The organism is Sporosarcina psychrophila, assembly GCF_001590685.1.
Classification (GTDB): Bacteria; Bacillota; Bacilli; order Bacillales_A; family Planococcaceae; genus Sporosarcina; species Sporosarcina psychrophila.
In genome coordinates this window covers 461698-480677 of sequence record NZ_CP014616.1, presented here as the reverse complement: position 1 = coordinate 480677, position 18980 = coordinate 461698, and the positions used below count along the sequence as shown (strand labels likewise).

Genomic DNA, 18980 nt, shown 5'->3' with positions numbered 1-18980 from the left:
AGAGGGCGTTCTACAGCCCACGCAATAAAACGCCTAATGTCCCGAGGAGTTGGCGCCTGTAGCTGGACATCAAGAAAAACTGTCGAAAGGATGAGATAAATTTGGAAAAGCTACAAACTGAAATACGTGAATTTACGAAAGCTCGCAATTGGGGCGGCAATCATGATGCTCGAAATCTCGCCATTTCAATTTCTTTGGAAGCAAGTGAGTTACTAGAACACTTCCAATGGAAATCTGGAGAAGAAGCAGTCGCTCATAATAAACAGGAAATCGTGGATGAGGCAGCGGACGTATTTATTTATCTATTACAATTCGCTGATCTCATCGGCATAGATTTGGAAGAAGCTGCACGTGCGAAGATGAAGAAAAATGCAGAGAAATACCCTGTATGAATTAAGTAAACCGTTCCCAGTCTTGCGGGAACGGTTTTTGTTAAAGGCAAAAAGCGCCTTTCTCTTAACGCCCTCCAGCGCTTTTCGGGTCTACCAAGGCGCTTGCGCTTTTCTTATTGTCTAGCTACAGCGCCTAGCCCCTCGAGTCGCTTCAGTCCTTAAGTTAAAGGCAAAAAGCGCCTTTCTCTTATGGTCCTCCAGCGCTTTTCGGGTCTACCAAGGCGCTTGCGCTTTTCTTTATTGTCTAGCTACAGCGCCCAGAGGCTTGGGTCATAAGTCAGTCCAGCTATGCAGCAAAGAACGCTGCTTCGCTAGCCCGTCTTATGCCTGTCGCCTCTACCAAGGCGCTTACGCTTTTCTTTATTCCTTAATTAATTCTTTTTCAATCAAAAACGCGCGGGCAACGTCTTCTGGTTTCTCTTTATCCAAATCAACGCGGGCATTCATTTTCAGCATATCTTCTTCCGTAATTTTTCCTGCTAAGCTATTAAGCACTTTTTCAAGTTCAGGAAACTTCTTCAATGTTTCCTGACGCACGACTGGTGCTGCATCATATTTCGGGAAAAATCCTAGATCGTCTTCCGTTGTGGCAAGATCGAACATCTGAATACGGCTGTCTGTTGTGAATGCTGGAATAACATCAACATCCCCATTTTTCACCGCTTCATACATCACATTTGGGTCCAGGCTCTTCGTGTCTTTGAATGTAAATGGATAAGAAATTACCATATCATCATAGCCATCACCTTTACGCTCATAGAAAGCATGCGGTGCTCCAAATATCATTTCTTCATCTGCGGAAATTCCTGCGAGGTCGGAGTATGTTTTCGCATTGTATTCTTTATCCTTCGTGAAAGCCAACGTATAGCCGTTTTCGAAACCAAGTGGCTCTAGCCATGTCACTCCAAATTTATCTTCATAGCCTTTTTTCACACGTTCCAAAACGCTTTCAGAACTCTCTCCCGCTTTCGATTCTTCTTTCAGAACGTCTTTCAAACCCGTTCCTGTATATTCTACGTAAAGATCGATATCGCCTTTTTCAAGTGCAGGCGTCATGATAGCTACTTCACCTAGACCATCTTTATACTTCACTTTATAATCCGTTTCTGCCTCAATATATTGCCCTAAAATATGCGGCAGTATGAATTGCTCTGTCCATGGCTTACCACTGATAACAATTTCATCTTTTCCGCCGCACGCCCCAAGTAGCAGTGTCAACGACATTAAAATAATTCCTAATCCTTTTTTCATCTTTCTTCCCCCTATCAATGTTGTACGCCTTTTGGAGTTACCTTCTTCTCTACCCATTTTAGGATGAAGTCAAAAGCGATGGCGAGTAATGCAACTGGCAGCGCTCCTGCAAGAACAAGCGCATTATTATAAGATTGCAAACCCCTATAAATAACATCTCCCAGTCCGCCTGCCCCGACGAATGTTGCAAGCGTGGCAATACCTACCGTCAGCACAGTCGCTGTCCGAATACCAGCCATGATAACAGGCAAGGCAATCGGAAACTCAATTTTCTTCAAGATTTGGTTGGGCGTCATCCCCATCCCGCGTCCCGCTTCGACAATCGCCTCATCGACACCTGTAAGACCCGCATATGTATTGCGTACGATTGGTAACAATGCGTAAATAATAAGTGCAATAAGAGCCGTTTTTGAGCCTATTCCGATTAACGGAACAAGAAAACCGAACAATGCAAGGCTTGGTATCGTCTGTAAAATCGCTGCTACACCAATGATTGGCTCTGCAAAACGACGATGACGGGCAACCAGCATTCCAGTTGGTAGAGCAATGAGTATCCCGATGGCAAGTGCTACGAAAGACAGAAAGATATGTTGGAGAAAAGCTTCTGTAATCATGTCTGAACGACTAGTCACTGTCTCGATAAAGTTCTTCATGATTTCACCCACTTCCCGTTATCCATTGACGCTTGCAAGAGCGAATGATGACCAATATAGCCAATCACAACTCCGTCTTCAGCTACGGCAAGACGACTGCTAGGATGGGCATCCAGGACAGTAATTGCATCATCGACTGTCAGCATTGAAGTCACTTCTCTTACTTCGCCTGTCCATGTTTCATCATAGAATCTAACGAACTCTTTAATAGGTCTCTGACCGAAATTACGCTGTCTGTCAATTCGTTCCTGTCCAATGAATTCACGAACGAAATCATTTGCCTGATTTTCAATCAATTCATCAGGCGAAGATATCTGCTCAATTTGCCCCTCCCGCATCACGATAATTACATCCGCAATTTCGAGTGCTTCGTCCATATCGTGTGTTACAAATACAATTGTCTTTTTGATTTTCTTCTGTAGCTTCTTCAATTCTTTTTGGAGTTGTTCACGGCTGATAGGATCGAGTGCCGAAAAGGGCTCGTCCATTAAAATAATGTTCGGGTCACTCGCAAGTGCCCGGCTAACGCCGACCCGCTGCTGTTGACCACCTGATAGCTCAAAAGGGTAACGTTTCTTAAATACAGCCGGATCAAGATCCACCATATCAAGTAACTCATCGACACGAACAGCAGTTTTCTCTTTATCCCACTTGAGTAATTCAGGAACAAGTGCAATATTATCTTCAATCGTCATATGAGGAATGAGACCGATTCGTTGAATGACATAGCCAATTGAACGCCGTAGCTCCACTTCGTCTCGTTCGAAGATTGGCAGCTCATCGATATAGATGGCGCCTTCTGACGGCACTTCCAGCCGATTAATCATCCGCATAAGCGTCGTCTTTCCACAGCCAGAAGGGCCAATAATGGCAGTTAACTTATTTGTCGGGATTGTCACGGACACATTCTTCAACGCTTCCGTTCCATCCGCAAAACGTTTTGTTACATTTTCAAAGCGAATCATAGAACTCCTCCTTTTGTATTTCTTTGCGGTGTAGTCGCTAACCATCTTTCAACTTCAACCGATGTCTTCAGCAGTACGACATCCGCTTGAGTTTTCCGCAAAATGTCTAACACACCCGGTCGAACGTCTTTCGGATAGCGCCAAATCCAGCGGACAAAATTCATATCAATCTTTTCGGGACATCCCTCCGCCATATCTGGACGTGTCTGTCCCCAATAACTCCATACCCTCTTCGTGACCCGTGATAAGCAAAGCCAGTTCGAAAAATCAAGAAAGATGATTAGATCCGCATATTGTGCTCTCATTTCAAGTGTGGAATTGAAATGCCCATCGATGATCCATTCAGGCTGCGCTACCACGTCTTTCAACATCTCACGGAATTCCGGTTTTGGTGTAGGTATCCACCCTTCATTCCAAAACAGTGCATCAAGATGATGCAAAGGCAATCCCCACCTCATAGCGAGCTTGCGTGACAGGGTCGACTTTCCAGCTCCACTGCAACCGATAATCAGTACTTTTTTATGATGAATCGCTTCCACTAATTCATCTCCCCCAATATACGGCCAATCTCCAACCAATCTGCATCTAATGAGGGTCTATGCGACGGCCTGTAAAAGATAGACGCAGGATGAAATGTCGGCACTATCCTGTACAACTTCTGTGTCAAGTTGAAGCTCGTATCATCTAATTCTTTTAAAAATTGAATGGGGCGATCCAACAGCTGCCCGTGAAGCTCCGTCACCTTCGCCTCTTTGCCAAGTAATCGCTGCAATCCGACGTTACCAAGCGTGACAATGAGCTTCGGCTCAATATTTGCTAGTTCATAATCGAGCACTGGCGCATGTGCCAAAATTTCCTTCATGGTTGGTGGCCGATTATATTTCCGTTCTGTCGTGGTTCCGTCACGGTTATTTTTCGTTCCCCATCTATATGGCCTGCTGCGGACTGCACTTGTAATATAAACGTCTTCACGTGTTAAACCGATTGTCTCGAGTGACTTCATCAGTTCCTTCCCAGCACGACCGATAAAAGGAATGCCATCAACCAATTCGAATTCACCAGGTGCTTCGCCGATTAGCATCAGCTCCGGTTTTATGGGACCTTCTCCGTAAATAAACCCCTCCACAGGAAAACCTTCTATCCGTTCCCGGCCAAGGTTCGCAATCGATTCAGGTATACGGAACATCTAAGCACCCCTCTCTTGTGTTTTCATTTTAACAAAATAAGCCTTTCCATCAAAAGGAAAGACTCTGGACTATGTCGCTATTGGTTTGTTGCGTTGATTATTTTTGCCTATCTCTTCATTCTAACCCACTATATACGATCCCAATGCAGACTCCACACTGTTCGCAAAATTATTTCCAGCGCCCCAATCAAAGCGCAGGAACATCCCTTCTGAACCGCCGGATGCGACCGCATGGACTTTCGTTTGTCCTTCTAAATTATCGATTGTCACAGTAAGCGACGCGCGGTTGCTGGACCTCATATAATACTTTTCCAACACTAGGACATGGACTTCGTAATCGCCTAGCCGCCTCACATACCGATCGACAAGCGTTCCACTGATACTCCCTCTGACTACAAATTGCTCAATAACATCCATTGCCGCCGCTGGTAAAATAGATACAGTAAATTCGCGTACTGACATATTCTCATCCCCTTTATCCTTACCTTCTTTTACGGATGAATAGCGGTGGAAGTTTCATTTGATTAATTTTAAAAAAGCCTGCCCTCATCACAAAAGGCAGGCCATCATTCATTCCAATTCAGTCTGTTTCGTTTCTGTCCCTAAAAAGACAACGGCTATCACACCGATAATAATCGCGCCACAGAAGATACCGAATACCAAATCGAATCCGTAACCTGCCGCAAGAAGTGTACCGATGAGTAACGGTCCGAATATACCGCCAATACGGCCAACCGCTGCCGCCATTCCAGATCCTGTTGCCCGGATTGCAGTCGGATATTGTTCTGGTGAATACGCGTACAAAGCTCCCCAAGCACCTAAGTTAAAGAAGGATAACAATGCACCCGAAGTGAGAAGCAATGGAAGTGTTTCTGCGTTACCAAAGAACAATGCACTTGCTGCAGTTCCAAGAAGATACGTGGCGAGAACAAATTTCCGTCCTGCTCTCTCGATTAACCAAGCAGCTGTAAAATAGCCTGGCAATTGAGCAAGCGTCATAATAAGAACGTATTTGAAGCTATGAATCAAATCAAAGCCTTTCATTACCATAACACTTGGTAACCACAGGAACATGCCATAATATGAAAATACTACCGTGAACCAGACGATCCAAAGCATGAGTGTTCGTCGTGCATACTTATTCGACCACAGTGTTTTAATCTTTTCTACAGCTGACTGTTTCGGTTTGCCATCCAGCTCAAACTTCGGAGAATCCGGTAATCTGCGTCGAAGATAGATGGCGTAAAATGCCGGCAATGCTGTAATAATTAACGCAAGTCTCCAGCCATAGTTCGGAATAACAAAGTAGGCGATGATTGCGGCTAGCAACCATCCTGCTGCCCAAAAACTTTCAAGGAGCACGACAACACGCCCCCGTTCATGCGCCTCAACGCTTTCAGATACTAATGTCGATGCGACTGGCAACTCGCCACCAAGTCCTGCTCCGACAAAAAAGCGGAGGATCAGAAAAGCAGTAAGCGTCATCGTCAACGCAGATAATCCACTAGCCACAGAGAACAGGACAAGCGTCATCATAAATACGTTTTTCCTACCGATTTTATCCGCAAGCATTCCAAATCCTAATGCACCAACTGCCATCCCAATCGAGTTGACGCTGCCTATCCAACCCATTTGAGATGGCGTCAACTGCCATTCTACTGCAAGTGCCGCGATAACGAACGACAGAATTCCGACGTCCATTGCATCGAACATCCAGCCCGTTCCCGCAAGCCCTAATAATTTATTTCGGGAAATTTCCTGTTTCTGTTTCTTCATAACGTCTCTACCCCTCGTAGTGTAGTGTGTAACCCGGTGTCTTTACACCTGTCATTATACCTTACACACCGAATCCACACAAAGGTTTTTTTACGCGACAAGCACGAGACTAACAGCCATTACTGCCATTCCAGCCATAAAACCGTAGACCGACAAATGCGCTTCGCCGTATTCCCGAGCAGCAGGCAGTAATTCATCGATTGAAATGAATACCATAATTCCTGCTACAGCAGCAAAGATAACGCCGAACATAATACCGTTCAAATAAGGCATCAAAATAAGATAGGCCACAATCGCACCAACTGGTTCTGCCAATCCAGAAAGAAACGATAACTTAAATGCTTGCTTACGATTACCCGTCGCAAAATAAATAGGTACGGCGACAGCAATCCCTTCTGGAATATTGTGTATCGCAACTGCGATGGCAATAGCAATTCCAAGCGTAGGGTCTTGCAACGCCGAAGTGAATGTTGCAATTCCCTCTGGAAAGTTGTGTATGGCAATAGCGAGGGCTGTAAACATACCCATTTTTTTCAGCTTGGCATATTCGTCATTCGTCGGACCTGCATTCACGTCTTCTACACTCTTTACCTCATGCGGATTCCCAATCGCAGGAATCAGACGATCGATAAGTGCAATCAACAGCATTCCGCCGAAAAAGCCGGCGATTGTCACCCAATAGCCATTGGTTAAGCCCAAATCTAACACAAGTGCATCTTTAGCTTTTACAAATATTTCGACAAGTGACACGTAAATCATAACGCCCGCTGAAAATCCGAGGGCTATCGAGAGGAACTTTGTATTCGTCCTTTTTGTGAAAAATGCAAGTAAGCTACCGATTCCCGTTGCAAGTCCCGCAAAAAGAGTAAGGGCGAATGCAAACAGTACATTTCCATCCATGTATACATCTTCTTTCTATTTCTAGGTTAGAACTATTGTATGCTATGAGTTTCCCTAACTCAACATCTGGCCTGTACTATTTTCATGTTCAACAGGAATTCTTTATTTTATCAATAGCATTCCTTCATCATCCAGACGAGCAAAAACACCCATTTCATTGGCTGTAAATGTATAAGACCTATTTCCAACATGAATTTCTGTTCCCGCATGCGCATGCCCAATTGTGATATTCCCTTTTTCTCCTGTTCGGACAACTGTCTTAATTAAGTTTACGGACCCTGTATTTTGGAGGGATATTTTATTGGCTGCGATGATTTCCCCACCGCGGCAAACACCACGCACTTTTATATCGTGACCTGCTGTAACCGAACTATGATAAAGCCCTTTCGAGGTCACCTCAATATTGCCATTACTATATAACACGCTATTAATGGCATAGGGTACTGAAAGGTATAATTTCGGAGCTGCTTTCTCACCATACAATTCCACAAGCGTTTTTACTTCCCCGATTAAAAGTTCGAAACCACCCATGTCTTTCAATTGCTTATTTTCAGAAGTTATAAATACCTCATATAATTTGGCTGCCATTTCACTCCATTCTACCGGCAACTGGAGAGAATGATTTTTAACTTTTTGGAGGAAGTGCCTATTCAAATCTTGGAATGCCGTATATTTCTTTTCGAGCAAGAGCCTAATAAGATGGTTCAACTCAGCTGAACTGAGGCTATCGTCCGTCTCTCCCCGTATCAGGAGTATCTGTTGGATTGCAGCTTGAATTAGTTCCAGATACCCCTTAATTTCACTAAGTTGAGTTGTTAGTTCTCCTATTATAAACTCATGTTGCCCGACGCTAATTGTGGAGGAAAAAACATTCCCTTTTACGACAGCCGATTTCATGGCATGAATCGTCGCTTTCGTCACAGACCCCCCTATGTTAACTGTTCCTGTCGCCCCCACGAACATTGAAGGTTGTATATTCCCTTGTATACTTACGTTCCCCTCAAAGCGAATATTTCCGCTCGCCATATCGACTTCCCCTTGGTGATGAAATTCATGATTGACATCAATTTTCACAAGCTTATTTCGCCATTCCACGGATGGTTTCCCAGAAATCGCTGCAACAATATCATTGTCCACCTGCGTTACATTCACACCAAGACGCAGGACAATGTCATTCGCCTTTTTCACAGGAATCGCTTTCCCAAGAAGGCTACTGCCTGGTGTTCCCTGAACCGGTGGTATATAGGTTGCAATGACTTGTCCAGCTTCTACCGACACAATCAGGTTCATCTCATGAAAATCCACCTTTTCCAATTCCCCCGGTGTTTTTTCCTGATAGTCGATATGCATTTCTAAATCGCCATCCAGTCCTTCAATTGGAGGTACCCCTTTTGCCACAATCGTTTCAAACGGTTTGATCGCGTCCGTCACTTTCTTGATAGCCGGGAAGAGCAACCCTTTTTGTATGCCTAATGATTTTAGGTGCTCAACAATTACTTGAGGGTCTAAATCATTGTAGTACTCAATTTCCTCATCTGCTTCAATATGAAGAACTTGTTCGAACTCCGTATCGCGTAAAGTGTGCTTCACCTTTTTCCCAGGTGTGAAAATAAGCATGGCAAGCATGTCATGCTCAATCAATTGAATTTCAAAATGTGGTGGTATAAGCCCATCACTTACTGTCACTTCTACTTTATCTCCAGGTGAAATAATTGTTTGCCGCTTTATTTGTTTTCCATTGATTGAGAAATTAACATTTGAACCAGGAACGACTATGGGGTATTTTTTACCTAAAAACTGTATATCAATCTTTTCATTGCTAATACGTGCCCCAGCTACTTTACTAATTGCTGATGACAGGCCACCCAGAGGCTGGGCATCGTTCCATTCCCGATTCGTCCCTTCTGTTGATACTAATCTATCGAGATATTGTTCGATTGCCAGATTCCGATCTTGCGTCTTTTTCGTAGCGGATGGTGATTCTATGATTTGTGTAACATTTACTTCAGCCAGCGTTTTTTGTAAGCCAAAAAGATTCTTTCGCGGATTCGACAACACTTCAATATGGACTTCTTCCAATTTCAATTCTGTAATCGATAAGGCTAGCCGGACAGCTTCCTCAATCGTTTCTGCTTTTACCGTAATAGATTTCCCCATATCTTCCCCCCCATTTCAAATCTAATTTCCGTTTTAGGCTAGTACATTAATCTTATCATATTTTTCTGTATTTTCTATCATTATACCCAGTGTTTAGATAGTAAATGTGTAAATGCGACCTAATTCGCTAAGTGTTGTCCACAGGCCGATAGTTTTATATTTTTCTATACAACAAAAAAAGAGCCGGTTCACTTTTCAGTGGATCGGCTCTCTTGCTATTTTTACAATACCGCTTCGACTTCTTTAATCATTTCTTTCACAGATTGAAGTCCGCCACCAGACAGGTACCAATAGTCAGGATCTAAGTAAATGATTTTACCGTCTTTATAAGCGTTTGTTTTCTTCACAAGGTCGTTTTCAATTGAATCTTTTGCACTTGCATCGCCGCCAATCGCAGCGTCACGGTCTATAACAAAGAGAATGTCTGGGTTTGTTTCAAGGATATATTCGAATGTGATGCTTTGACCATGAGTCGATACTTCAAGTTTTTCATCAGCTGCTTTAAAGCCAAATACATCATGAATAATACCAAAACGTGAACTCAATCCATAAGCACTTACTTTTCCTTCATTTCCAAGAATGATCAATGATTTCGCATCGCTCTTGCTTGATTTTTCATTAATCGCTGCAATTCTTTCGTCAATGTCTGCAAGTTCTGCTTTCATTTCATCTTCCTTACCAAAGAGTTCAGCAACCATTTCCATGTTTTCTTTGAATGACTCCATGTAGTTTGTTGTATCCACTCCTACAAAGATTGTTGGAGCAATTTCACTTAGTTCATCGTACATAGCAGATTGACGTCCTGAGATGAGGATAACATCTGGTTTCATTGCATGGATTGCTTCAAAATCAGGTTCTTTAAGACCGCCAACGTTTACATACTTTGAATCTTCATATTTTGACAAGTATGAAGGAATGTTCTTTTGTGGAACACCTGCTACTTCAACGCCAAGCTCATCTAGCGTGTCAAGCATACCAAAATCGAATACGACAACTTTTTCAGGATTTTTTTCGACTGAAGTTTCGCCAAGGTCGTGCGTAATTACCATTGGTTCTGCTGTTTCAGTTTCTTCAACTTTTGGCTCTGTTTTGTCACCAGTTGTTTTATCGTCTGCTGCATCTTCGTCTTTCGATCCACAAGCTACAAGTACAGCCATTAATGCGAACAACATCATTGTCATTAGTATTTTCTTCATCATTACCATCCTTTTAGTTGTATTGTAAGTTTAAATCTCTTTACTTGAATCGATTTATAAACTCGGGGTAACTACACTTTTCTTGATTAAGAGTCGAAGTACACACATATACGACAATTAGCCATTTGTTTAATTGGAATATCCATATCGTAGATATCCTTTAATGCATCAGAAGTGATGATTTCATCTGTCGGACCGTCTTTGACGACACGTCCCTCTTTAAGCGCAACAATCCGATCCGAATAAACGGATGCGAAGTTAATGTCATGTAAGACGATGACAACTGTTTTCCCTAAATCATCTACAAGTCTTCTCAATATTTTCATGATCTGGACGGAGTGCTTCATATCCAAGTTATTCAGCGGTTCATCAAGCAATATATAATCCGTATCCTGCGCGATAACCATTGCGATGAATGCCCGCTGGCGCTGTCCACCTGACAGTTCGTCGAGGTAATCGTCCTGCATATCCATTAGATCCATATAATCCATCGCTTGATTGACGAAACGAAGATCTTCGGCCGTCAGCCTCCCCCTTGAATGTGGGAATCGACCAAACGACACTAGTTCACGAATTGTTAAACGGACGTTCATGAAGTTCGACTGTTTCAAAATCGAAACTCGTTTTGAAAAATCGTTCGATTTCATCTGTTTTACATTGTCTTTATCAACCAGCACTTCCCCCGTATCTGCATCTAGCAGACGGCTTACCATTGATAGAAGTGTCGATTTACCAGCACCATTCGGTCCGATAAAAGACGTGATTTTTCCGCGGTGGATATTCACGCTTACTTTTTCAACGACCGCTTTTTTACCATAAAACTTCGATAGCTCACGGACTTGGATCATGTAGATCGACTCTCCTTTAATAGTAAGTAGATGAAGTAAATGCCGCCGATGAAGTTAATAATGACACTGAGAGTCGTCGAGAACGTGAATATTCGTTCAACAACCCATTGTCCCCCGACAAGCGCGATAATACTCATAATAGACGCACCCGCAATAAGGATGCTATGCCTATACGTTTTGAAAAACTGATAGGACAAATTCGCAACGATCAAACCAAAAAATGTGATTGGACCTACTAGTGCAGTTGAGACCGCTATTAAAACAGAAGATAGGATTAGCATGGTCTTGACGACTTTGTCGTAAGAGACACCTAAGTTAAGTGCGGTGTCCCTTCCAAGTGACAGAACATCAAGTTGGTTGAAGTATCTCCATCCAATGACGAGACTGATGATAACGATGGCAAATGCCCACCAAACGAGTTCACCGCTGACGTTGTTGAAACTGGCAAACATCCTATCCTGTACAAGCATGAATTCGTTCGGATCAATTAACACTTGCAAAAATGTCGATATGCTTCCGAAAAATGTCCCGACGATAATTCCTACAAGAAGCAGGAAATAAATTGGGCGTTTGCCCCCCTTGAATAAAAATCGATAGAGGATAAGCGCGAATACAACCATTGCAGAAACAGATATTATAAAATTCACCTGTTTATTGACGATTATCACATGACCCGAACCAAGGAAAAAAATGATTGCGGTCTGCAACAATAAGTACAGTGAGTCAAGACCCATAATACTCGGTGTCAAAATACGGTTATGTGTAATTGTTTGGAAAATGACCGTTGAGTACGCGATTGCAACACCCGTGATGGCCATTGCCATCACTTTGATACCGCGGCGTGGTAACGCATAGTCAAAGCTTCCGTTTAACCCTTGGAAAAGATACAGAATACAGAATATAGCTGCGATTACAGAGAGAATGATGAGTTTCGTTGAGTTACGCATAGGCCTTCCTCCTAAACAATAAATAGAGGAATATTCCACTGCCAATAACGCCTACCATCAAACTAATTGAAATCTCATACGGATAGATAAGCACTCTACCTAAAATGTCACAGACAAGCAGGAATATCGCGCCTAGCAGTGCTGTATGAGGCAATGTCTTCTGTAAATGATCTCCTTTAAAAATAGAAACGATATTCGGAATGATCAATCCAAGGAAGGGAATCATTCCGACCGTCAAGACGACGGTAGTGGTAATAAGCGCAACAAGGATTAGTCCGATATTGACGATCCGCCTATAAGCAAGCCCGAGGTTTTTCGAGAAATCCTCACCCATTCCCGCAACAGTAAACCGGTTTGCGTACAAATATGTGATGATTAGCACGGGAATGCTTATGTATAGAAGTTCATAACGTCCTTTCATAATCATCGAAAAATCACCTTGTAACCATGCCGACATATTTTGAATGACGTTCGCTTTGTAAGCGAAAAACGTCGCAATAGATGACAAAATATTACCGAACATAAGCCCAACTAACGGAATGAAAATCGCATCCTTGAATTTGATACGGTCAAGGATTTGCATAAACAGTAGCGTGCCGGCAAGCGCGAATACAAATGCGACAATCATCTTTTCAATTGTGGATGCGTTTGTGAATAACAGCATCGAAACAAGAATCCCGAGCCGTGTCGCATCCAAAGTTCCTGCTGTTGTCGGTGAAACGAATTTATTTCGGCTCAGCTGTTGCATAATGAGACCTGCTATACTCATCCCTGCTCCTGCAAGAAGAATAGCGACAAGTCGCGGCACGCGGCTGATTAGAAAAATTTCGGTTGCTTCCGATTTAAAATCAAGCAGACCCATTGGCGTAATATGGCTCACTCCAACAAATAACGATAGGAATGAAAGACTGATAAGTGCGATGACTAAGTAACGTATCTTCATGGGTATCCCCGATATCGATTATTTACTACCAATTGAGAATCCGTTAATGAAAACAGTTATCAATTAGCGCAAATTCAATTATAGCATGCTAGAAACAACTGTCAATGAATAACTGAAAATCATTATCAGTGAGAATACAAGAACAAGTAGGCTACCCTCGGCTACCACTTTTCATATAGTCAGTCATGCGAGTTTATGGACGGTTTGGAATTTGTTGTTATTAATCTTCCAGGTTTTATGATTGGTCTGAGTTTTTTACTGGTCTGGCAGTGTTTCTAATAGATTCCCTTGTTTTTACTTATTGCAATAAAAAAAACACCGGAGTGGATAACCGGTGCCCATTGTTTCACTGCCCCATCGATTCATTGATATCGACAGCGTTATCTAGTATTTCTTGTGGAATTTTAATTGTGTCGATTTCGTTAATTTTACTGATGTCGGCTTTTACTTTCTGGTCAATATGCATTTCTTCGCCTTCGACTTCCATCGTCATATCCATCTTCATATTGAACGCATTTGTGTAGAATGTCTTTTTGTCGATGAAGATTTCATACTCGAGTGATTTCACTTCCATATTTTCCATCACTTCCGCCTGTTCTTCATTCATTTCCATACCAGCAGGCATGTTTTCAGTAGCAACTTTTTTGAATAGCTTGCTGAATTTATCGCCTGCTGCGGATAATGTAAGGATGTAAGCATCATCCGTTTGCTCAAACTTGAAGTCATCTGTAAATTCTTTGAACATGTTCATGTCAAGTGTCGGATCCGCTCCTCCGGACAGTTGGCCACTCATTTCCTCATACATTTCATTTGGTAGCTTAATCCAATCACCCGACTCCGGATCTTTCATGAAGAAGCCTGCATCTGTCATATAGATTTCCATGTCCATCTTCCCTTGCTCACCCATGTCCATATTCATCTTCTGATACATCGAGAGTGGTTCCATAACCATATCCATGTCCATATTTATCTTACTGTTCATTTCAAACTCTTGGCTTGGTACTTTAATCAGCTGATCGATATCCATTTTGGCGTGCATACTCTTTTGCTCTTCCGAAACTGCCATCACCTTCTCATAAACTTCCTGCGCTGTCATGTCGCTCTTATTCTGGACTTCTACCTTCTTGCCCGTATCAGGATCTGTTTTCGGCTCCGCTGTCTTACCGCATGCACCAAGTCCAAGTACAAGAATTCCTGCTGCAATACCCTTCATCCAATTGTTCATATTATCCGCTTCCTTCCAATTGCTAATTTTATCTACATATACTCATACGGCTCAAAACACAAAGAGTTCCACATTTCAAAGTAATTGAATATTATTACTCAATTACTTATTCACATCTATGGAACTACATGAGTATTATTTCGGTTTCAGAAATTAATTATCGTCTTCTGTCGCTTTTTCCGCTATACTAGCAATTATCAGACTAAAGGGGATTAAAACGATATGCTCAAAAAGTTCTTTTCATATTACAAACCACATAGGCGACTTTTCATCATCGACTTTTCAAGTGCTATTTTCGTAGCATTGCTCGACCTTGCGTTCCCAGTCGCGGTCCAGTGGTTCATTGATGATTTGCTGCCTAAAGGCAATTGGGGACAAATCACGACGATAAGTATTCTATTATTGGTCGTTTATTTACTGAGTACGTTCCTTCAATATATCGTCAGCTATCTTGGTCACAAACTCGGCATCAATATCGAAACCGATATGCGCCAGCAGCTATTCAACCATGTACAGCGGCAATCCTTCCGTTTTTTTGACAACACGAAGACCGGACATATTATGAGCCGGATCACCAATGATCTGTTCGACATCGGGGAACTCGCCCACCATGGTCCAGAGGACGTCTTCATCGCCATCATGACGCTTATTGGGGCATTTGCCATCATGTACAGCATCAACCCTGAACTTGCACTGATCGCAATTATTATGGTTCCATTTCTCATTATCCTCGTCACATTCTGTAACATCAAAATGAATGCGGCTTGGCAAAACATGTACGGTAAAATTGCTGACGTCAATGCACGCGTAGAAGATTCCGTGTCAGGTTCACGCGTTGTCAAATCATTCACGAACGAAGACTTCGAAATTGCGCGCTTCCGCATAGACAACGGGAATTTCAGAATAGCCAAGCTTGTCGCCTATAAAGTGATGGCCTGGACCCATTCGAGTATGTTCATGATGACCCGACTTGTTACTCTTATCGTACTTGTTGTTGGAGCGTGGTTCACACTCAACGACAAATTGTCGAGTGGAGAACTCGTGGCATTTGTATTGTTTGTCAATGTGCTCATTAAGCCTGTCGATAAAATCAGCGCGCTATTGGAACTGTATCCAAAGGGTATGGCAGGATTCCGCAGGTTCCGTGAATTAATTGAACAAGAGCCTGAAATTAAAGATCGTCCAGACGCAGTGGCTGTTGCCCATTTGAACGGAGATATTATCTTCGATGATGTAGATTTCCATTATGACGATAACAAAGCCGTACTAGAAGGTATTAATTTAAACATACGCGCGGGTCAAACGGTTGCATTTGTTGGGCCATCTGGAGCGGGAAAAACAACGATTTGCTCGCTTATTCCGCGTTTTTACGATGTAACTGAAGGTGCGATTTCTATTGACGGCATCGATATCCGCGATATGACGCAGCACTCCTTGCGTTCACAAATCGGTATCGTTCAGCAGGACGTCTTCTTATTCACCGGGACCATCAAAGAAAATATTGGCTACGGAAAATTGGATGCGATGGATGATGAAATTATTTCAGCAGCGAAAAAAGCGCATCTAGAAGACTTCATCGCTTCACTTCCTTATGGCTATGAAACACAGATTGGAGAACGCGGCTTGAAATTATCCGGCGGCCAGAAACAACGTCTTGCCATTGCCCGCATGTTCTTGAAAAACCCGCCAATTCTTATTTTAGATGAAGCGACATCTGCTCTCGATACAGAAACGGAACGCATTATTCAGCAGTCACTCGCTGAACTTGCTGAAAACCGGACAACTCTTGTTATCGCACACCGATTGGCGACAATTCGTGATGCTGATCGCGTTGTCGTTGTCACAGAAAACGGGATTGCGGAAGATGGCAAGTACGATGAGCTTGTGAAGAAAGGCGGGATTTTTGCCCGACTTCATAACAATCAATTCCAAGAGGTTTAACTTTCATATAAGCGGGCATACTAGAACTATTCCACCCCCTTTCTCTTAGATAGAAAAAACAGCACTACATGACCTCCCTAGTCATGTGGTGCTGTTTTTTGATTTTTAAAAGATAAGAAAGTATGAGTTTTTTGGACTTAGAATAGTGTCTAGCTCCAGGCGCCTAACCCCTCGAGTCGCTTCAGTCCTGAGGTTAAAGGCAAAGTGCGCCTTTATCTTTAGGCCCTCCACCGCTTGTCGGGTCTACCAAGGTGCTTGCGCTTTTCTTAGTGTCTAGCTCCAGCGCCTAACCCCTCGAGTCGCTTCAGTCCTGAGGTTAAAGGCAAAGTGCGCCTTTATCTTCAGGCCCTCCAGCGCTTGTCGGGTCTACCAAGGCGCCTTGCGCTTTTCATTAGTGGCTAGCTCCAGGCGCCAGCCGCTCGGGTCATAAGCAATCCAGCTATGTGGCAAAGTACGCCACGTCGCTGGATTGACTTATGCCTGTCGCGACTAAGCAGGCGCCTGGAGCTTTTCTTAGTGGCTTACGATAAATTCTTCAATCTTGGCTCGCTCTGAAATATCCATTTCCACAGTCATCAGCGTTCCATCTTCTTCATACTCCGTACTTTTGACGTTTGCTTTGTCATTCAAATAGGACACGATATCACCACGGTCAAATGGAATAAGTAGCTTGCATGTACTATATTGTTCAAAAATCTTTTTCTTGATCAACTCGATAAGTTCATCTAATCCTTTTCCTTCACGTGCAGAAATCCACACACTATCATCGCTCACTACTGGATAGGGAACATCCGCAAGATCAGCTTTATTGTAAATATTAAGCGTCGCTACATTCTCTACTCCAACTGCCTGCAATGTGTCATTTGTTACTTCCATCATATAGCCGTGTTCCGAATTCGACACATCCACTACATGTAATAGGAGATCCGCATCACGCGCTTCTTCTAATGTCGAACGGAATGCTTTTACAAGATGGTGTGGCAGTTTCGAAACAAAACCGACTGTATCCGTCAAGATGAATTCTTTGTTATCCTCAAGCTTCACTTTCCGAATTGACGTATCGAGTGTCGCGAATAACATATCTTCCTCATACACTTGCTTCGCATTGTCTACGTCCATCTTCAGCAGCAATTTATTCATAATCGTCGACTTGCCAGCATTCGTATAACCGACAATCGAAACAACAGGGATACCACTCTTTTTACGTTGCTTGCGCTGAGTTTCACGCTGATCCTTCACATGATCAAGGTCACGGCCAAGTTTGGAAATCTGGTCTTCGATTTTTCGACGATCGAGTTCAAGTTTCGTTTCTCCTGCCCCTTTATTCTGAACACCGCCGCCTGCTCCGCCGCCCTGTCTACCAAGGGATGCACGTAAACCGACAAGTCTAGGAAGCATGTATTGCAGTTGCGCAAGTTCAACTTGCATCCGAGATTCACTCGTTCTCGCACGCCGTACGAAAATATCAAGAATGAGCATTGTCCTGTCAATCACTTTACAGTCCAGTTCCCGCTCCAAATTACGAATCTGAGACGGAGACAATTCATCATTGAAGATAACAAGGTTAGCATCTAATTCTTCATAGAAGTTCTGAATCTCTTCCATTTTCCCTTTCCCAACATAAGTAGACGGGTTACGCTTTTCCATGTTTTGCGTCACTTCTCCAACGACTTCAACATCGATTGCTTTAGCAAGGTTTTTTAATTCTTCCATTGCATATTCAAAGTGCTGATCCTTTTGTTCATGGACCCCCACAATTACTGCGCGTTCGACTAAAAATTCCATAGAACTACCCCTTCCAGACAAGCTATAAGTATGTTTAGTCTACCATATGTGACGAAATTGTATGTCAGACAGGTCGAACTGCACAACTACTCTGTCACTGTTGGTCAGTTTGCCCAACGATAACATCCGTCAATCTATCTTTGTCGCCATCATGTGCAACAAATTTCAGCACAACATTCGGCAAGACGATGTCATCAGTATTACCAACTTTCTTCGACAATAAAATGGCCCACTCCGCTGTTACTCTTAATGGATCTTCGACACTAAAAACACACTCCGTAATTTCCAGCTGTTCATTGTCCAGGGAAAGCGTTCCCTCTTCACGTAATTTCGCAAAACGTGTTTCTTCCGGCTCCTCCCACTCGATGAAAAACGGATAGGGTAACTCATTCGATACGGGTTGATCGATGAACAACATTTTCCACTTCCGCAATTGGCCATCAGCCGTTCTTCGCTCAGCATCGAGCACACCTGACGTTCGGAATCCTTTATTTTCAACTTCATCATTGAATTTCTCAATACTTTCGACAGACAGACAAATCGTCCCCCACCCATCGCTTTGTTCAAGATCATGCAGCAATAACTTAGTCAGCGGGTGCTCCACTTGTTGCGCAATCCCCATTTTCTCGACTGACAACCATTCAATATAAGCATTCTTCGTATAGAGTAGCGCATTATGCGTACCCCATTGTTCATGACGACCACCGACTACAGCGTGACGTCCACTCGCTTGCTGTTCCACTACGATTTTCTCCGGTTCTTTATTCGTGAAATAGACAGTATGATCAAGCTTCATAGTAATAACCTCACCTTCT

The 18980-nt window shown here is 43.0% G+C and carries 18 protein-coding genes; 2 read left to right on the top strand and 16 right to left on the bottom strand.

What is annotated here, in order from left to right; translation table 11 throughout:
* Positions 1–101: 101 nt before the first annotated feature.
* Positions 102–392: a nucleotide pyrophosphohydrolase gene (locus AZE41_RS02310; protein ID WP_067205165.1), complete on the top strand. Its 291-nt coding sequence runs from the start codon at positions 102–104 to the stop codon at positions 390–392.
* A gap of 360 nt (positions 393–752) precedes the next feature.
* Here AZE41_RS02310 and AZE41_RS02305 read toward each other — a convergent pair whose 3' ends face one another.
* The 14 genes from AZE41_RS02305 to AZE41_RS02240 form a co-directional block, all read right to left on the bottom strand.
* A complete protein-coding gene (locus AZE41_RS02305; protein WP_067205163.1) occupies positions 753–1643 on the bottom strand; it encodes a glycine betaine ABC transporter substrate-binding protein in 891 nt (296 codons plus the stop codon).
* A gap of 14 nt (positions 1644–1657) precedes the next feature.
* Positions 1658–2296 (bottom strand): ABC transporter permease, encoded by a 639-nt coding sequence (locus tag AZE41_RS02300; protein ID WP_067205160.1) that lies wholly within the window; start codon positions 2294–2296, stop codon positions 1658–1660.
* Positions 2293–3261, bottom strand: coding sequence for an ABC transporter ATP-binding protein (locus AZE41_RS02295; protein WP_067205158.1), 969 nt, complete (start codon positions 3259–3261; stop codon positions 2293–2295). The genes AZE41_RS02300 and AZE41_RS02295 overlap by 4 nt, the downstream gene beginning before the upstream one ends.
* Positions 3258–3800: a P-loop NTPase family protein gene (locus tag AZE41_RS02290; protein ID WP_067205156.1), complete on the bottom strand. Its 543-nt coding sequence runs from the start codon at positions 3798–3800 to the stop codon at positions 3258–3260. Before AZE41_RS02290 ends, AZE41_RS02295 begins: the two co-directional genes overlap by 4 nt.
* Positions 3800–4447, bottom strand: a complete 648-nt coding sequence (locus AZE41_RS02285; protein ID WP_067205154.1) for a uracil-DNA glycosylase — start codon at positions 4445–4447, stop codon at positions 3800–3802. The genes AZE41_RS02290 and AZE41_RS02285 overlap by 1 nt, the downstream gene beginning before the upstream one ends.
* A gap of 120 nt (positions 4448–4567) precedes the next feature.
* Positions 4568–4909: a DUF6054 family protein gene (locus AZE41_RS02280; RefSeq protein WP_067205151.1), complete on the bottom strand. Its 342-nt coding sequence runs from the start codon at positions 4907–4909 to the stop codon at positions 4568–4570.
* A gap of 108 nt (positions 4910–5017) precedes the next feature.
* Positions 5018–6223: an MFS transporter gene (locus AZE41_RS02275; RefSeq protein ID WP_067205148.1), complete on the bottom strand. Its 1206-nt coding sequence runs from the start codon at positions 6221–6223 to the stop codon at positions 5018–5020.
* Between the two features lie 90 nt (positions 6224–6313).
* Positions 6314–7123 (bottom strand): zinc transporter ZupT, encoded by an 810-nt coding sequence (gene zupT / locus AZE41_RS02270; RefSeq protein WP_067205145.1) that lies wholly within the window; start codon positions 7121–7123, stop codon positions 6314–6316.
* 102 nt (positions 7124–7225) lie between these two features.
* Entirely contained in the window at positions 7226–9280 is a 2055-nt protein-coding gene (locus tag AZE41_RS02265) for a flagellar assembly protein A (protein WP_067205142.1), read from the bottom strand.
* 221 nt (positions 9281–9501) lie between these two features.
* A complete protein-coding gene (locus AZE41_RS02260; protein WP_067205139.1) occupies positions 9502–10476 on the bottom strand; it encodes a siderophore ABC transporter substrate-binding protein in 975 nt (324 codons plus the stop codon).
* A gap of 86 nt (positions 10477–10562) precedes the next feature.
* A complete protein-coding gene (locus AZE41_RS02255; RefSeq protein ID WP_067205137.1) occupies positions 10563–11324 on the bottom strand; it encodes an iron ABC transporter ATP-binding protein in 762 nt (253 codons plus the stop codon).
* The gene (locus tag AZE41_RS02250; protein WP_067205134.1) at positions 11321–12271 is read right to left on the bottom strand and encodes an iron chelate uptake ABC transporter family permease subunit; all 951 of its coding nucleotides are present in this window, start codon (positions 12269–12271) and stop codon (positions 11321–11323) included. The genes AZE41_RS02255 and AZE41_RS02250 overlap by 4 nt, the downstream gene beginning before the upstream one ends.
* Positions 12264–13214, bottom strand: a complete 951-nt coding sequence (locus AZE41_RS02245) for an ABC transporter permease (RefSeq protein WP_067205131.1) — start codon at positions 13212–13214, stop codon at positions 12264–12266. The genes AZE41_RS02250 and AZE41_RS02245 overlap by 8 nt, the downstream gene beginning before the upstream one ends.
* A 346-nt stretch (positions 13215–13560) precedes the next feature.
* Positions 13561–14439 (bottom strand): DUF6612 family protein, encoded by an 879-nt coding sequence (locus tag AZE41_RS02240; protein WP_067205128.1) that lies wholly within the window; start codon positions 14437–14439, stop codon positions 13561–13563.
* Between the two features lie 222 nt (positions 14440–14661).
* Between AZE41_RS02240 and AZE41_RS02235 the strand changes: the two genes are divergently transcribed.
* A complete protein-coding gene (locus AZE41_RS02235) occupies positions 14662–16380 on the top strand; it encodes an ABC transporter ATP-binding protein (protein WP_067205125.1) in 1719 nt (572 codons plus the stop codon).
* A 513-nt stretch (positions 16381–16893) separates the two neighbouring features.
* Here the strand turns inward: AZE41_RS02235 and hflX are convergent.
* Positions 16894–18165 carry a GTPase HflX gene (hflX, locus tag AZE41_RS02230; protein WP_067205122.1) on the bottom strand — a complete coding sequence of 424 codons (1272 nt, stop codon included), beginning with the start codon at positions 18163–18165 and terminating at the stop codon, positions 16894–16896.
* A 94-nt stretch (positions 18166–18259) separates the two neighbouring features.
* Positions 18260–18961 (bottom strand): VOC family protein, encoded by a 702-nt coding sequence (locus AZE41_RS02225; RefSeq protein WP_067205120.1) that lies wholly within the window; start codon positions 18959–18961, stop codon positions 18260–18262.
* Positions 18962–18980: the final 19 nt, after the last annotated feature.

Bases quoted from the DNA above. Each gene is read 5' to 3' on its own strand.
- AZE41_RS02305 (WP_067205163.1), bottom strand. From the start codon at position 1,643: ATGAAAAAAGGATTAGGAATTATTTTAATGTCGTTGACACTGCTACTT.
- AZE41_RS02300 (WP_067205160.1), bottom strand. From the start codon at position 2,296: ATGAAGAACTTTATCGAGACAGTGACTAGTCGTTCAGACATGATTACA.
- AZE41_RS02295 (WP_067205158.1), bottom strand. From the start codon at position 3,261: ATGATTCGCTTTGAAAATGTAACAAAACGTTTTGCGGATGGAACGGAA.
- AZE41_RS02285 (WP_067205154.1), bottom strand. From the start codon at position 4,447: ATGTTCCGTATACCTGAATCGATTGCGAACCTTGGCCGGGAACGGATA.
- AZE41_RS02280 (WP_067205151.1), bottom strand. From the start codon at position 4,909: ATGTCAGTACGCGAATTTACTGTATCTATTTTACCAGCGGCGGCAATG.
- AZE41_RS02275 (WP_067205148.1), bottom strand. From the start codon at position 6,223: ATGAAGAAACAGAAACAGGAAATTTCCCGAAATAAATTATTAGGGCTT.
- zupT (WP_067205145.1), bottom strand. From the start codon at position 7,123: ATGGATGGAAATGTACTGTTTGCATTCGCCCTTACTCTTTTTGCGGGA.
- AZE41_RS02265 (WP_067205142.1), bottom strand. From the start codon at position 9,280: ATGGGGAAATCTATTACGGTAAAAGCAGAAACGATTGAGGAAGCTGTC.
- AZE41_RS02260 (WP_067205139.1), bottom strand. From the start codon at position 10,476: ATGAAGAAAATACTAATGACAATGATGTTGTTCGCATTAATGGCTGTA.
- AZE41_RS02255 (WP_067205137.1), bottom strand. From the start codon at position 11,324: ATGATCCAAGTCCGTGAGCTATCGAAGTTTTATGGTAAAAAAGCGGTC.
- AZE41_RS02250 (WP_067205134.1), bottom strand. From the start codon at position 12,271: ATGCGTAACTCAACGAAACTCATCATTCTCTCTGTAATCGCAGCTATA.
- AZE41_RS02245 (WP_067205131.1), bottom strand. From the start codon at position 13,214: ATGAAGATACGTTACTTAGTCATCGCACTTATCAGTCTTTCATTCCTA.
- AZE41_RS02240 (WP_067205128.1), bottom strand. From the start codon at position 14,439: ATGAACAATTGGATGAAGGGTATTGCAGCAGGAATTCTTGTACTTGGA.
- AZE41_RS02235 (WP_067205125.1), top strand. From the start codon at position 14,662: ATGCTCAAAAAGTTCTTTTCATATTACAAACCACATAGGCGACTTTTC.
- hflX (WP_067205122.1), bottom strand. From the start codon at position 18,165: ATGGAATTTTTAGTCGAACGCGCAGTAATTGTGGGGGTCCATGAACAA.
- AZE41_RS02225 (WP_067205120.1), bottom strand. From the start codon at position 18,961: ATGAAGCTTGATCATACTGTCTATTTCACGAATAAAGAACCGGAGAAA.